This is a genomic window from Pseudolysinimonas sp. 10J20-29 (genome assembly GCF_055809595.1).
In genome coordinates this window covers 277,448-291,021 of sequence record NZ_CM147917.1, presented here as the reverse complement: position 1 = coordinate 291,021, position 13,574 = coordinate 277,448, and the positions used below count along the sequence as shown (strand labels likewise).

Sequence of the window (13,574 nt, the reverse complement as noted above, 5' to 3'; positions counted from 1 at the left end):
GGGTCGAAACCGAAGCTCTGACCTAGTAGATCCTGTGTCCTATAGGAAACATGATCGGACGCGAGTTGTCAATTCCGGCTTTAAGGCGGAGTGGGAGAGCGGGCGGCGCGGCGCAGCGCGGCGAAGCGACGCCGCGGGCAGGCATAGCGAGACGGTCCCCGCGAACGACGGAGCTGCGGCGCCCGCGGGGCGCCGTGCGGACTAGTGGCGCGCCTCGCGGTCGTGCCGTGCGCGCGTCTTCACGGCCGTGATGTGGGCCGCCATCGCGTCCCGCGCCGCCTCGGCATTGCCGGCGCGGAACGCCTCGAGGATGACGGTGTGCTCCGCGATCGCGGCGTCCGCATCGGTGACACCCCGGCCGCCGAACAGCCGGAACCGCTGAACGTGCCCGCCGAGCGACTGGTAGGCCCCGAGCAGGAACTCGTTGTCGGCCTGTTCGGCGATGAGGTTGTGGAACCGCTCGTCGGCCGCCCAGTAGTCGCGGATCTCGGAGAAGCCCGGGCCGCGCGGACTCTCGACGAGTTCGTCGATCGACTCGGCAAGTTCGCTGAGCACGCCGGAGGTGATCCGACCGGAGGCGAGAAACGCGTTGACCGGTTCGATGACGCCGCGGGCATCCATCAGGTTGTCGATCTCGCGCGCGGTGAACAGCGGCGCGACCCGATAGCCCTTCAGCGCGGCGCGCGTCACCAGGCCGGTCGATTCGAGCCGGGCTAGCGCTTCGCGGATGGGCGTCTGCGACACCTCGAGATCGCGGGCCAGCGCATTGATGTTGAGCGGCTCCCCCGGCTCGGGCGACCCCTCCATCAGGCGGGCGAGCAGGATGTCGTAGACGCTGTCCGCCAGCGACATCCGCGCCGGCAGTCGGCGTCCCAGCGTCGAGGCGTCGGCACCATCCATGGGGCTAGCCTCTCACGCGATTTCGTCCGGCGTCGCCGGACCCATCGGATTCCTCACCCGGAGCGAGGTTTCGTCAGGCGGCCGGCGGCGCGGTCGACTTGCGCACGACCAGTTCCGGGCGCAGCAGCACGGCGCGCCCGCGGGCGTCGTCGGTCTCGGTGCGGATCGCCTCGGTGATCGCGAGCTTCGCCAGTTCGGCGGTGGGCTGGCGCACGGTCGTCAGCGGCGGGTCGTAGAGGTCGGCGAGCACGATGTCATCGAAGCCGATCACCGACACGTCGCGCCCGACCGTCAGGCCCAGGTCACGCAGGCCGCGGCAGAATCCGAGCGCGGTCATGTCGTTGATCGCGACGACGCCGGTGGGCGGATTCGCTGCGCCCTCGAACAGCGCGTGCGCGGCGGCGCGCCCGACGCCGGCGGCGTTGACGTCGCCGAACACGTCCGCGTCGTCGGCGTCGTTCCACACCGGCATGTCGTCGATGTTCAGGCCGGCCTTCTCGATCGCCTGGCGGAACCCCTCGTAGCGGCCCGCGCGGTTGAGCGCCCCCAACGAGCGGGAGACGAAGGCGATCCGGGTGTGGCCGAGCTCGAGCAGGTGCGAGGTGGCGACGTAGCCGCCCACGCTGTTGTCGATGCTGATGCTGACGACGCTCGACGGATCACTCGGCTGGGCTGGCCGGTCGAAGGCGATCAGGCGCAGCCCGCGGTCGATCAGGTCGGCGAAGTGGTCGAGCGAGGGCAGCGAGGTGCAGAGCACGATGCCGCGCACGCCGTCGTCCCAGAGCTCCTCCACGTAGCGGCGCTCGCGCTCCGGGTCGCGTTCGCTGTTGCACAGCAGCACGCTCGGAGCCGACCTCGAGCGAGGCGACCTCGATCTCGCGCGCGAACGCTCCCCAGAAGGGGTTGGCGACGGAGGGCACGATCAGGCCGACGCGCTGGGTCTGGCCGGTGCGCAGCTGGCGAGCCGCCCGGTTCGGGCGATAGCCGAGTTCGTCGATGGCGGCGCTGATGCGGTCGCGCGTAGCGGGCACCATTCGGTTCATCCGCCCGTTGAGGTAGTTGGAGATCGTGCTCGACGACACCCCGGCGGCTTTCGCCACCTGATGGATCGTCACCTGAGCCACCATCGCCCCTTTCCTCGCGTGCGGCCCCGGGATCGGCCGCCGACGACCCCATGTTAGTGCATCGGTTCACCAATTGATACACCGGACTTCTCGCCTGCAATCACAGGGCTCTCGGCCCGTTCCCGGGCTTCGAGGAATCTTTTTTCTTGACGCCGCGCGCCCCCCGGCCTAGTGTCAGTGCATCGTTACACCGGATCGCCACGATCTGCACCCCGTGCCTGATTCCGACTGCAGCGACGACGATGAAGTCAATCGTGGGCGGCAGAGTTGCCCCCCACCCAAGCGAAGGAAGTCCTGATGCGATCCACTTCCCCCTGGCTCCGCCGGGCAGCACTCGGCGGAGCGGTCCTGCTCGCGGCCGGCCTCACCGCCTGTTCGAGCACCGGCGATGGCGCGACCGGCGCCTCCGGAGAGATCTCCGGCGAGGTCACGCTCCTCACCCCGATCTTCGAGGGAACCCCCGGACAGCAGCTGCTCGAGAACGAGCTGCTGCCGCAGTTCTACGAGATGTACCCCGACGTCACCGTCAAGGTCGACTACACCACCTACGGCAAGCTCAACGAGAAGCTCACCACGAGCCTCGTCTCGGGTCTGCTGCCGGACGTCATGCTCATGGGCGTCGGCTGGATCGAGGGCTTCGCCGACAAGGGCCTGCTCGTCGACCTCAGCGAGACCGGCCTCACCGAGGAGAAGCTCGCCGAGAGCTACAACCCGGCGATCATCGACGCGGGCGTCTGGGACGGCGGCGTGTACGCGGTGCCGATCATGCTCGACACCCGCATCGGCGTGGCCAACATGGAGATCCTGAGCGAGGCCGGCTACGACGCCCCGCCGAGCTCCTGGGAGGAGCTCGTCGAGATGGCCGAGGCGCTCACCGTGCGCGACTCGAACGGCACGCTCGAGCGCGCCGGCTTCGACATGATGTCGCTGGATGCCCGCCAGGCCTACGAGGTCATGCTCTTCTCGGCCGGCGGCGACTTGTTCAACGCCGACGCGACCGAGCCCGCCTTCAACTCGCCCGAGGGTGTCGCCGCCCTCCAGCTCATGGTCGACCTGGTGAACAAGTACGAGGTCGAGGACATCGGCTTCTCGGCCGCTGACGTCGCGGTCAACCCGCTGCTGAACGGCCGCGCCGCCATGGGCATCGCGCACAACAACCTCTGGACGCAGGGCCTGGAGGCCGCTCCCGAGATGCTCGACAACCTCGAGCCGTTCCTGATCACCGGCGCCGAGCCCGGCATGTTCTTCGGCGGCACGCTCGCGACCGTCTCGAAGAGCTCGAAGAACCCGGCCGCCGCGCAGGCGCTGCTCGAGTTCCTCGCCGGACCCGAGGCGGCGCTGGCCGCCAACGAGCAGCGCGGCAACGTGCCCGCCCTGACCGAGCTGCTGGACAGCGAGTACGTGCAGTCCAACCGCTTCGTGCAGTTCGCGATGGAGAACCTCGACTACGCCAAGCGCGAGGGCGGCCCGGCCGCCTGGCTCGAGGTCCGCGGGGACTTCAAGCCGGCCATCGAGGGCGCGCTCCTGCAGAGCCAGACCGCCGACGAGGCGCTCAGCTCGCTCGAGCAGCTCGTGAAGGACGCCATCGCCCGCTAAGGACCCGTTCGGTGCCCGGTGGTGGCTTTCCGGGCACCGAACGACCCCTTCTGGATGAGAGATCATGACTACGACTGCCGCACAACCCACCCGGACTCGACGCAAGCCGAGCCTCTCCGACCGCAAGGTCCGCCGCGCGGGCTGGCTCATGGTGACGCCCTCGGTCATCCACATCGGCTTGTGGAGTCTGATCCCCGTCCTGGCCACCTTCGCCCTCAGCTTCACTGACTACAACGTCCTCTCGGCCCCCGAGTGGATCTGGTTCGACAACTACATCGAGATCGCGCAGGACCCGGTCTTCCTACAGTCGATCTGGAACACCGTCGTCTACACCTTCTGGACCGTGCCGGTGTCGATGGGCATCGCGCTCGTCATCGCGGTGGCCCTGAACCAGGGCCTCAAGCTGCAGAAGTGGTACCGCACCGCCTTCTTCCTCCCCCAGGTCACCGCCACCGTCGCGATCGCCATGGTGTGGCTCTGGATCTTCAACCCCCAGCAGGGTCTGCTCAACTCGGTGCTCGCCTTCATCGGGCTTCCCGGCCAGGCCTGGCTCGTCGACCCCGACTGGTCGCTGTGGTCGGTCATCCTGGTCGGCGCCTGGCAGGGCATCGGCATCAAGATGCTGATCTACATCGCGGCGCTGCAGAACGTCGACGAGAGCCTCTACGAGGCCGCCTCGGTCGACGGCGCATTGACGATCCGCAAGTTCTTCGCGATCACCGTGCCGATGCTCAAGCCCGCCACCTTCTTCGTGCTCGTGATCTCGATCATCGGAGCCTTCCAGGTCTTCGACCAGATCTACGTGCTCACCGACGGAGGTCCCGCGAACGCGACCACGATGATGACCTACGAGGTCTACCGCTCGGCATTCCAGGAGTTCCGGATGGGCATGGCGTCGGCGCAGTCGGTCGTGCTGTTCGGCTTCCTGCTCGCCATGACGCTCATCAGCCGCCGTGCCACCCGAGAGGACCACTGATGGCCACCGCAACGCTCACCCCGCTGAACCTGGGGGATGCCGAGGCAGCTCCCCGCCGCTCGTCGCGCATGTCGAAGACGAAGCTGCGCAACCGCATCATCTTGAACGTGCTGCTGTCCATCGGCGCGATCACGATGATCGTCCCGTTCATCTGGATGGTCTTCACCTCGGTGAAGTCGCCCGCCGAGCTGGCGCAGTTCCCCCCGACCTTCCTCCCGCAGGAATGGCACTGGGAGAACTACCTGAAGGCCCTCGAGGCGGCGCCGTTCGACCTGTACTTCCGCAACAGCTTCTTCATCTCGGTGGGGCACACCGCGATCACCCTGCTGCTCGGATCGATGGCCGGCTACGCCCTCGCCCGCGTGCAGTTCCGGGGCCGCGAGATCGTCTTCCTCGGATTCGTCGCGATGCTGATGATCCCCACCTACACGAAGATCGTGCCGCAGTTCCTGATCGTGAAGTTCATGCCGCTGTTCGGCGGCAACGACATCTTCGGCCAGGGCGGCATCGGCTGGCTCGACAGCTGGTGGGCCCTCATCATCCCCGGCGGCCTCTCGGCCACCTCGATCTTCCTGTTCCGCCAGTTCTATCTCTCGCTCCCGAAGGAGCTGGAGGAGGCGGCCCGGCTGGACGGCCTCGGCGAGTTCCGCATCTTCGCGCAGATCTACACCCCGCTGATCAAGCCCGCGATCGCGACCGTCGGGCTGCTGACCTTCCAGGAGAGCTGGAACAACTTCCTCTGGCCGCTGCTCGTCACCTCGAGCGATGAGCTGCGCGTCATCCAGGTCGGCCTCGCGGTCTTCCAGCAGCTCGACAACACCTCCTGGAACTACCTGATGGCCGGCACCACGATGGCCACCGTTCCGATGGTGCTGCTGTTCGTGTTCGCCCAGAAGTACTTCATTCAGGGCTTCACGAACGCCGGCATCAAGTAGTTCCTCCCGAAACCGACCGAATCACACACGAAAGAGAAATCATGCAGATCGACCTCACCGGACGCCGCGCCCTCGTCACCGGAGCCGGACAGGGAATCGGGGCGGCGATCGCCGTGGCCCTGGCCGAAGCTGGCGCCGACGTCGCCGTGCACTACGCCAACAGCTCCGAGGCCGCCGAGTCGGTCGCCGCCACGATCACCGGTCTCGGCCGCACCTCCGTCGCGATCCAGGGTGACCTCACCGACTCCGCGCAGGCCGCGAAGGTCGTCGACGCGGCGGTGGAGGCCCTGGGCGGCCTGGACATCGTCGTCAACAACGCCGGCCACCTGGTCGGCCGCGCGACGATCGCCGAGATGAGCGACGAGCATTGGCACAAGGTGATGGACGTCAACGCCGCAAGCGGCTTCTACGTCGCCCGCGCCGCGATCCCCCACGTGACGCAGTCGGCCCACGGCCGCTTCGTCATGATGGCCTCGCTCGCGGCCGAGAACGGCGGCGGCGCCGGTTCGGTGGCCTACGCCGCCAGCAAGGCCGCCGTGGTCGGCTTCACGCGCGCCCTCGCCAAGGAGCTCGCCTCGACGGGGGTCACCGTCAACGCGCTCGCGCCCGGCTTCATCGGCGACACCCCGTTCCACAACACCTTCACCCCGGCGGCGGCGCAGTCCGGCATCGTCGCGGGCATCCCGCTCGGTCGCGCGGGCACCGTGGAGGACGTCGCGGGCGTCACGACCTTCCTCGCCTCCGACCTGTCGTCGTACGTCACCGGTCAGGTCATCGACATCAATGGCGGACTGAACTTCCGATGAGCTCCGTTCCCCAGCAGCGCGGCGGGTGGTGGCACGACTACGTCTGCCCCACCCACGGCGTTGAGCTCGACACGGCCCGCGGCGACACCTTCCCGTGTCGCTACGGGTGCGAGTTCCGCGGCGGCAAGTTCGCGGCCGCGTGGCTCGTGTACGAGCACCAGGGGCTGGCCCGCGAGGCCCGGCTGCGCGCGCGCCGCTTCGCCGCCCACGGCGACGCGGCCGACCGCGACCGGGTGCTCGTGATCCTGCAGGACTACGCCGCGCTCTACGACACGGTGGTTCGGGCGGGCTGGAACGACGGCAGCGAGGCCTGGATGCTCAAGGGCAAGCTGTTCTCGCAGGCCCTCACCGAGGCGCAGTGGGCGGTGCAGATCGCGGATGCGGTGATCGCCCTCGGCGCCGAGCTGAACCAGGCCGCCGACGCCGCCGCCATCACGGCCATGCTGCGCGGACTGCTGGAGACGACCGAGTCGGCGCGGGTCATCCTCGTCGACGAGCGCGATGACGAGTCGAGCAACTACACCGCGTGGCTGAACGCGGCGGGCCGACTGCTGTCGCGGGCGCTCACCGCCGGCGGCGCGGGCGACGAGGCCGCCGAGGCGGTCTGGCTCACCCGCACCTACTCCCACATCCGCCTCGCGATCGCGAGCGACGGCTGGGAGTGGGAGGGGTCCACCTACTACCACCTGTTCGTGCTGCGCGCCTATCTGCTGGGCCTCGCCGGGGCCGAGCCGGCGAGCCTGCCGGAGGACGTCCGCGCCACGCTCGGCGCGATGACGACGGTGCTGGCCGAGCTGGCGGCGCCCTCCGGTCAGCTCCCGTCGCTGCACGACGGACCCTACGACCGTGCGCCGATGAACCGCGAGGTGCTCGAGGTGGCGGCGCTCTCGGGCCAGCTCTTCGTCGAGACCGGCCTCGACGCGGTCGCGAACTACGCGCACCAGCAGCTCGGCGCCGACGACGACGGGCTCGAGTCGATGCTCCCGGGCTGGTTCTCGGGCCCCGCTTTGCCCGCGCTGGCCCCGTCCCGCGGGTCCGTGCTCTTCGACCAGGTCGGCTACGCGGTGCTGCGCGACGAGGGCGACCAGCTCACCGCGATCCTCGACGTCGGCCCGCACGGCGGCGCGCACGGGCACCTCGACAAGCTCGGCCTGTACCTGTACGGCACCGCGCCGTGGCAGCCGGCCCCCGGGGTTCCGCCCTACGGCAGCGCTCTGCGCCGCGAGTACTACGCAACGACGACCGCGCATCCGACCCTCACGGTCGACGGCCGCGACCAGGCCGAGGGCACCGCCGTCGTCGACCTGTGGGACGCCGCCGCCGGTCGCGTCGTCGCGCACGCCGTGGACGCGATCCCCGGGGTGCTGTTCCGCCGCGACGTGTCGCTCGTCGCCGGGCATCTGGTCGACATCGTCACGGCGAGCGCCGCCGACGGCGACGAGCACCGCTTCGCCCTGAACTTCCGACCCTCGCACTCGCTCGCGGTCGTCGCGACCGAGACGCAGGCGCGCAGCACGTGGTCGAACGACGCCGGGGTCAGCCTGTCGGCACTGCACGCCGCGTCCGGTGCGAACGCGTTCGAGCTGGTCGCGACCCGGGCCCCCTCCGACGACCCGGCCCGCGTCGTCGCGGGAGCCGACTGGCACCACCGCGGCACCACCGCCTGCTTCGTCTCGGTCTATCGCCTCGACGGCGACGCGGACGCGACGATCACGATTCCCGAGGACGGCCCGGCGGTCGTCACTCTGTCCCTTCCCGATGGCACCACCCACACGATCGAGGCATTCTCCGCATGAGCGCTCCCCTTCTCCTTCTCGATGGCCGCGAAGAGACCCTGCGCGCCGAACTCTCCGGCCCGCGCGCCGCGCAGTTCCGCCGCCTCATCGAGGAGTGCGAGCGCTACACCGAGCTCCCGCTGCCGCAGGAGCACCCGCTCGCCTCGATCACCTACTTCGGTCCGGCCGCCGCGAACCTGGCGCTCGCCTACCGGCTGACCGGCCAGCAGCACTATCTCGACGAGCTGCGCCGCTGGCTGGCGCCGCCGCTGTCGTTCCCGCACTGGGGCAAGGCCAACCTGCCCGACCACGACCTCGATGCCGGCTGGATCCTGCACGGCTTCTCGCTCGCCTACGCCTGGGCCGGCGACGCCCTGGAGCCCGCCGAGCGCGAGGCGCTGCGCGACAAGCTGATCCTGCAGGGCGAGCGGCTCTACGAGTTCGCCGTCGAGACGGAGGGCGGCTGGTGGTCGTCGTCGTACTGGCAGAACCACAACTGGATCTGCTACGCGGGCCTGGCGACCGCCGGCTACGTGCTCACCCCCGAGCACCCGGCGGCGCGCGAGTGGACCGAGCGCGCCAAGGGCAACTTCGAGACCGTGCTCGCGATGCTGCCCGAGGACGGCTCCAACAACGAGGGCGTCGTCTACTGGCGCTACGGCGTGCCGTGGCTGGTGAGCTACCTCGACGTGCTGCAGCACGCGGAGGGCATCAACTGGTTCGAGACCAGCGACTACCTGCGCGAGACCTTCTGGTACCGGCTGTACCAGTCGGCCCCCGACTTCGAGCGCATCGTCGACCACGGCGACTGCCACGACCGGCGCAGCGGCCACCCGGTCGCGATGTACTACAAGCTCGCGGCCGAGTACCGCATCCCGCAGGCGCAGTGGCTGGCCGACAAGGTCGCCGCCGAGTTCTTCTGGCGCGAGGCCTACGAGAGCGGCGTGAAGCCGGGCGTGCGCGCCGAGGCCTACCAGGAGCTGCTCTGGTTCGACCCGACCGCGCCCGTCGAGGGCCCCGAAGAGCTTCCGCTGAACCGCTACTTCGCCGATCTCGGCCTGGTGGTGGGACGCACCTCCTGGGAGGAGGACGCGACCCTGGTGTCGTTCAAGGCCTCCCCCGGCGGCGGCCACAAGGCGTGGGAGGAGCACCACCGCATCAAGGCGGAGACCGGATGGGTGACCCTCAATGCGGGACATCACCACCCCGACGCCGGCAGCTTCGTGCTGATCGGAGAGAACTCGTACCTGGCGCTCGATGAGGGCTACTCCTCGCGCAAGATGACCCGACACCACAACACGGTGCTCGTCGACGGAAACGGCTTCGTCAACGAAGACCGGTACCACGTGTTCGAGAACCTCGCCCACGAGTACCAGGCGCGCATCCTGACCACGACCCTCCAGGACGGCTGGACGCACGCCGTCAGCGAGACCAGCGAGATGTACGACCGCGCCCTCGGCGTCACGAAGGTGCGTCGCCACCTCACGCTGACGCCGCGCGGCGTGCTCGTCGTCGTCGACGACCTGGAGGCGACGACCGAGCGCACCTGGACGGTGCTGCTGCAGACGCAGCACCCCGCGCAGCCGACCGGCGCCGGCCGCTGGGTGGCGGAGGCGGGTCGCGCCACCATGCCGATCACCGCGCTCGACGAGCACGAGATGAGCGAGGTGCTGCGCACCGAGGTCTTCGCCAACCCCACTTCGTCGACCCCGTCGCTCGCGATCGAGAAGGCGCAGTACACGCTCGCCCGCGCGAGCGCCCCCGCGACGACGGCGCGGTTCATCACGGTGCTGGAGCCCCGCGCCTGGAACCACACCGAGCAGGCCGAGGTGTCGGCCGAGACCGTCGGCGACACGATCACCGTGACGATCTCGCGCGACGGCGTCGACGAGGTCGTCGCCGTGAACCTGAGCGCCGAGGCCCCCGATCTGGCCGACGCGGACGTGCGCGGCACCGGGTTCGCCGCGCGACGTGTCAGCATCGGAGGCGAAACGAGGTGACCATGACGGCACGACCCGCGCCCCGCTGGGAGCTCAAGCTCCTGACCGCACTCAGCTACCCGGCGAACATCGCCCTCGGCGGCCTGGCGGCATTCCTGCTCGGGCTCGGTGTCGTGACGCTGCTGCCCGCGCTGATCGCGCTGGCCCGCGCCTTCCATGCCTGGAAGTTCGACGGCGACGATGCCGTCTTCACGAACACGTTCCGTCAGTTTGCGCGGACGTGGCGGCGCAGCATCGGGCTCGGGATCGTGGTGGGTCTCAGCCTGATGCTGCTCACCGTCGATGCCGTGTTCCTCGTCGCCCAGCTCACGACGAACGCGCAGTCGCTCGCGGTCGCATTCGCGGCCGCCGCCATTCCGGTTGCCGCCGTCCTGCTGCTCGGGCTGCTGGCGGTGCCGACCGCGTCGGCGCGGCTGCCAGAGGCACGGATGCGCGAGTGGCTGCTCTTCGGCGGACACCTGATCGCGGCGCAGGGCCTGAGGTCGCTGTTCCTGCTGGCGCTCACCATCCTCTTCCTGGCGACCTGCCTGCTGCTGCCGACCGTGCTGCCGTTCTTCGGGTACTCGATTCCGCTGTACTTCGCGCTCATCACCTGGACCACGACGCTCGACGACCCCGACGAGCCGTGAGCCGCCTGCCTCGGGCCCGGCTCTTCGACGGCACCTCGCCTGCCCTCTGGATCCTCTACACCGACACCTTCACGATGGCCGTCGGCTTCTACATGCTGGTTCCGCTGCTGGCCTACCACTTCCTGCAGAACCTGGGGCTGACGATCGCGGTGGTCGGCGCGATCGCGGCGGTGCGCACCGCATCCCAGAACGGCATGATGCCGGTCGCCGGCTGGATCGCCGACCGGATCGACTACAAGCGCGCGATCGCGCTGGGCGTGCTGATTCGCGCCGTCGGCTTCGCCGCGCTCGGCTCGGTCGACTCGGTCGGGCTGCTGATCGCCGCGTCCGTGCTCGCCGGTCTCGGCGGCGCCCTGTTCCATCCGGCGAGCTATGCCGCGTACTCGGCGCTCGCCGCCGGTCGCGACACGATCCGGGTGTACTCCACACGTGAGCTCGTCTCCAACCTCGGCTTCATCGTCGGCCCGATGCTCGGCGGCCTGCTCGCCGGCCTCGACTTCCGGCTGGTCAGCTGGGTCTCGGCGGGACTGTTCCTCGCCGCCTTCGTCGTCACCGTGGTCGGCCTGCCCGCCGGCATGTCGACCGGCGGCTCGATGCAGCAGCTCGGATTCCGCGCGGTGCTGCGCAACGGCGCGTTCCTGCGCTACTGCCTGCTGGCGGCCGGTCTCAGCGTGCTCGTCTCGCAGCTCTACCTCGTGGTGCCGATCCGCGCGGCCGAGGTGCTGTCGGGCTCGGTCGGCGTCGGCGTCGTCTACACGGCGGCGGCCGTGCTGATGGTGTCGACGATGCTGCCGCTCACCGGCTTCGCCTCGCGCACCCTCGCGCCGCGCTCGATCCTCGCCGTCGGCGCCTTCTGCATGGGCTCCGGGATCGCCATCATGGGCCTCTGGCCGACGCTCGCCGGACTGCTGACCGGGGTGGGCGTCTTCACGATCGGCCAGATGCTCAGCCAGCCGGTCGCCAACGCCGTCGTCGCCGACTTCTCCCACAACAACTCGGTCGCCTCCTACTTCGGGGTGCTCGGCCTCGCCCACGCGATCGGCGGGGTCATCGGCAGCTCCGGCGGCGGCGCCCTGTACTCGCTGATCGAGAAGGGCGGCCCGCTCTCGCTGGCGCCCTGGTGGGTGTTCCTCGGCTGGGGCACCCTCGTCGCCGTCGCGTTCCGTCTGCTCGGACCGCGCCCCCTCGCCCGCCCGACCGAAAGGGACCCCTCATGACCGATCCTTCGACGCCCGCCCGCGCCGCGATCTCCCCCGTCCTGCGCGAGAGCGGCATCGTCGCTGTGCTGCGCGCCCGCAGCGGCAGCGACTACGCGCCCGTCGTGGAGCGCCTCGTCGGCGGCGGCGTCCGCTCGATCGAGCTGACCTTCACCACGCCCGGCACCCTCGACGCGCTGCCGTCCCTGCTGGCGGATTTCGGGACGGAGGCGGAGATCGGCGTCGGCACGGTCACCGATCCGGGTCTCGCGCACGCCGCGATCGCCGCCGGCGCGCACTACCTGGTGACCCCCAACTTCGATCCGGCCGTCGTCGGCGTCGCCGTCGCGAGCGGCACCCCGATCTTCTGCGGCGGCCTCACCCCGACCGAGCTGTTCGGAGCCTGGAACGCGGGAGCCACCGCGGTGAAGATCTTCCCCGCCGAGACCGTGGGCGCCCAGTACGGCGGGCACCTGCGCGGGCCGTTCCCGGAGCTCGAGTTCCTGCCCTCCGGCGGCGTCGGGCTCGACGACATCGGCGCGTGGATCCGCGCGGGCGCCGTCGCGGTGAGCCTCGGCGGCCCGCTGCTCGGCGACGCGCTGAAGGGCGGATCGCTCAGCGAGCTCGATCAGCGCATCGTGCGCGCGCGCGACGCGGTGGCCGCGGCGAAGGACGCCCGATGAACGCCCGGGTGGTGACGCTCGGCGAGACGATGGCGCTGATGACGAGCGAGAAGCTCGGCCCCCTGCAGCACAACGCGAGCCTCGCGCTTGGCATCGGCGGCGCCGAGAGCAACGTCGCCATCGGACTGCGCCGGCTCGGCGTGCCCGTGCGCTGGATCGGCAAGATCGGCGACGACTCGCTCGGCGACCTGGTGGAGCGCGAACTGCGCGCCGAAGGGCTCGAGGTGGTCGCGCTGCGCGACACCGAGGCGGCGACCGCGCTCATGGTGAAGGAGCGCCGCACCGCGACGCAGACCCGCGTCTGGTACTACCGCGAGCGCTACGCCGGGTCGCGGCTCGCACCCGCCGACCTCGACCTGGAGCTGATCCGCTCGGCCGAGCTGTTGCACATCACCGGCATCAGCGCCGCGCTCTCCGAGTCGCTGCGGGCGACCGTGTTCGCGGCGATCGCGGCGGCCCGCGAGGCGGGGGTGCGCGTCTCCTTCGACCTCAACTACCGCAGCCGGCTGTGGTCGGAGAAGGAGGCCAAGAAGGTCTACTCGAAGATCGTGCCGCTGTGCGACGTGGTGTTCGCCGGCAGCGACGAGGCGGCGATCGCCGTCGGCGAGCACGACGACCCGCACGTGCTCGCCGCGCGTCTGCTCGCGCTCGGCGCCGGTGAGGCGGTCATCAAGCTCGGCGCCGAAGGCGCGATCGCGGCGACCTCGACCGCGAGCGCCGCCCACGACGCGGTTCCCGTGACGGTCGTCGACACGGTCGGCGCCGGGGATGCCTTCGTCGCCGGGTACCTCGCCGAGACGCTCGCCGGCCTCGACCTGGAGGGGCGGCTGCGCACCGCCGTCGCCACCGGAGCCTACGCCTGCCTGGCGGCGGGCGACTGGGAGGGCCTGCCGCGCCGCGACGAGCTGACGGCGCTGACCGCCACCGAACCGGTCAGCCGGTAGATCGGTGGCG

General features: G+C 70.1%; 12 protein-coding genes and 1 pseudogene. 10 read left to right on the top strand and 3 right to left on the bottom strand.

Going from position 1 to position 13,574, the window contains the following annotated elements; translation table 11 throughout:
• Positions 1-201: 201 nt before the first annotated feature.
• The 3 genes and pseudogenes from AC0L6Y_RS01490 to AC0L6Y_RS01480 form a co-directional block, all read right to left on the bottom strand.
• Positions 202-900 (bottom strand): GntR family transcriptional regulator, encoded by a 699-nt coding sequence (locus AC0L6Y_RS01490; protein WP_473553973.1) that lies wholly within the window; start codon positions 898-900, stop codon positions 202-204.
• 73 nt (positions 901-973) lie between these two features.
• Positions 974-1,741, bottom strand: a complete 768-nt coding sequence (locus AC0L6Y_RS01485) for a LacI family DNA-binding transcriptional regulator (RefSeq protein ID WP_473553969.1) — start codon at positions 1,739-1,741, stop codon at positions 974-976.
• 190 nt (positions 1,742-1,931) lie between these two features.
• Positions 1,932-2,027: pseudogene (locus AC0L6Y_RS01480) on the bottom strand (LacI family DNA-binding transcriptional regulator); the annotation flags it as partial.
• A 294-nt stretch (positions 2,028-2,321) separates the two neighbouring features.
• Here AC0L6Y_RS01480 and AC0L6Y_RS01475 point away from each other — a divergent pair.
• The 10 genes from AC0L6Y_RS01475 to AC0L6Y_RS01430 all read left to right on the top strand — a co-directional run bounded on the left by AC0L6Y_RS01475 (position 2,322) and on the right by AC0L6Y_RS01430 (position 13,564).
• On the top strand, positions 2,322-3,620 hold the full coding sequence (locus AC0L6Y_RS01475) for an ABC transporter substrate-binding protein (protein WP_473553967.1): 1,299 nt from the start codon (positions 2,322-2,324) through the stop codon (positions 3,618-3,620).
• Positions 3,621-3,684: 64 nt separating this feature from the next.
• Positions 3,685-4,596 carry a carbohydrate ABC transporter permease gene (locus AC0L6Y_RS01470; RefSeq protein WP_473553964.1) on the top strand — a complete coding sequence of 304 codons (912 nt, stop codon included), beginning with the start codon at positions 3,685-3,687 and terminating at the stop codon, positions 4,594-4,596.
• Positions 4,596-5,531 carry a carbohydrate ABC transporter permease gene (locus AC0L6Y_RS01465; RefSeq protein WP_473553962.1) on the top strand — a complete coding sequence of 312 codons (936 nt, stop codon included), beginning with the start codon at positions 4,596-4,598 and terminating at the stop codon, positions 5,529-5,531. The genes AC0L6Y_RS01470 and AC0L6Y_RS01465 overlap by 1 nt, the downstream gene beginning before the upstream one ends.
• Positions 5,532-5,572: 41 nt before the next feature.
• Positions 5,573-6,337 (top strand): SDR family NAD(P)-dependent oxidoreductase, encoded by a 765-nt coding sequence (locus AC0L6Y_RS01460; protein WP_473553959.1) that lies wholly within the window; start codon positions 5,573-5,575, stop codon positions 6,335-6,337.
• Positions 6,334-8,133, top strand: coding sequence for a heparinase II/III domain-containing protein (locus tag AC0L6Y_RS01455; RefSeq protein WP_473553957.1), 1,800 nt, complete (start codon positions 6,334-6,336; stop codon positions 8,131-8,133). Before AC0L6Y_RS01460 ends, AC0L6Y_RS01455 begins: the two co-directional genes overlap by 4 nt.
• On the top strand, positions 8,130-10,112 hold the full coding sequence (locus tag AC0L6Y_RS01450) for a DUF4962 domain-containing protein (RefSeq protein WP_473553955.1): 1,983 nt from the start codon (positions 8,130-8,132) through the stop codon (positions 10,110-10,112). The genes AC0L6Y_RS01455 and AC0L6Y_RS01450 overlap by 4 nt, the downstream gene beginning before the upstream one ends.
• A gap of 2 nt (positions 10,113-10,114) precedes the next feature.
• Positions 10,115-10,741 carry a DUF624 domain-containing protein gene (locus AC0L6Y_RS01445; RefSeq protein WP_473553953.1) on the top strand — a complete coding sequence of 209 codons (627 nt, stop codon included), beginning with the start codon at positions 10,115-10,117 and terminating at the stop codon, positions 10,739-10,741.
• Positions 10,738-11,958, top strand: coding sequence for an MFS transporter (locus AC0L6Y_RS01440; protein WP_473553951.1), 1,221 nt, complete (start codon positions 10,738-10,740; stop codon positions 11,956-11,958). Before AC0L6Y_RS01445 ends, AC0L6Y_RS01440 begins: the two co-directional genes overlap by 4 nt.
• Positions 11,955-12,620 (top strand): bifunctional 4-hydroxy-2-oxoglutarate aldolase/2-dehydro-3-deoxy-phosphogluconate aldolase, encoded by a 666-nt coding sequence (locus tag AC0L6Y_RS01435; RefSeq protein WP_473553949.1) that lies wholly within the window; start codon positions 11,955-11,957, stop codon positions 12,618-12,620. The genes AC0L6Y_RS01440 and AC0L6Y_RS01435 overlap by 4 nt, the downstream gene beginning before the upstream one ends.
• Complete coding sequence (locus tag AC0L6Y_RS01430; protein WP_473553947.1) at positions 12,617-13,564, top strand: sugar kinase; 948 nt, start codon at positions 12,617-12,619, stop codon at positions 13,562-13,564. The genes AC0L6Y_RS01435 and AC0L6Y_RS01430 overlap by 4 nt, the downstream gene beginning before the upstream one ends.
• The last annotated feature ends 10 nt before the right edge of the window (positions 13,565-13,574 follow it).

What these genes read in the sequence shown, in the direction of transcription:
- AC0L6Y_RS01475 (WP_473553967.1), top strand. Translation starts at nt 2,322, where the DNA reads ATGCGATCCACTTCCCCCTGGCTCCGCCGGGCAGCACTCGGCGGAGCG.
- AC0L6Y_RS01435 (WP_473553949.1), top strand. Translation starts at nt 11,955, where the DNA reads ATGACCGATCCTTCGACGCCCGCCCGCGCCGCGATCTCCCCCGTCCTG.
- AC0L6Y_RS01450 (WP_473553955.1), top strand. Translation starts at nt 8,130, where the DNA reads ATGAGCGCTCCCCTTCTCCTTCTCGATGGCCGCGAAGAGACCCTGCGC.
- AC0L6Y_RS01460 (WP_473553959.1), top strand. Translation starts at nt 5,573, where the DNA reads ATGCAGATCGACCTCACCGGACGCCGCGCCCTCGTCACCGGAGCCGGA.
- AC0L6Y_RS01430 (WP_473553947.1), top strand. Translation starts at nt 12,617, where the DNA reads ATGAACGCCCGGGTGGTGACGCTCGGCGAGACGATGGCGCTGATGACG.
- AC0L6Y_RS01470 (WP_473553964.1), top strand. Translation starts at nt 3,685, where the DNA reads ATGACTACGACTGCCGCACAACCCACCCGGACTCGACGCAAGCCGAGC.
- AC0L6Y_RS01465 (WP_473553962.1), top strand. Translation starts at nt 4,596, where the DNA reads ATGGCCACCGCAACGCTCACCCCGCTGAACCTGGGGGATGCCGAGGCA.
- AC0L6Y_RS01445 (WP_473553953.1), top strand. Translation starts at nt 10,115, where the DNA reads ATGACGGCACGACCCGCGCCCCGCTGGGAGCTCAAGCTCCTGACCGCA.
- AC0L6Y_RS01455 (WP_473553957.1), top strand. Translation starts at nt 6,334, where the DNA reads ATGAGCTCCGTTCCCCAGCAGCGCGGCGGGTGGTGGCACGACTACGTC.
- AC0L6Y_RS01490 (WP_473553973.1), bottom strand. Translation starts at nt 900, where the DNA reads ATGGATGGTGCCGACGCCTCGACGCTGGGACGCCGACTGCCGGCGCGG.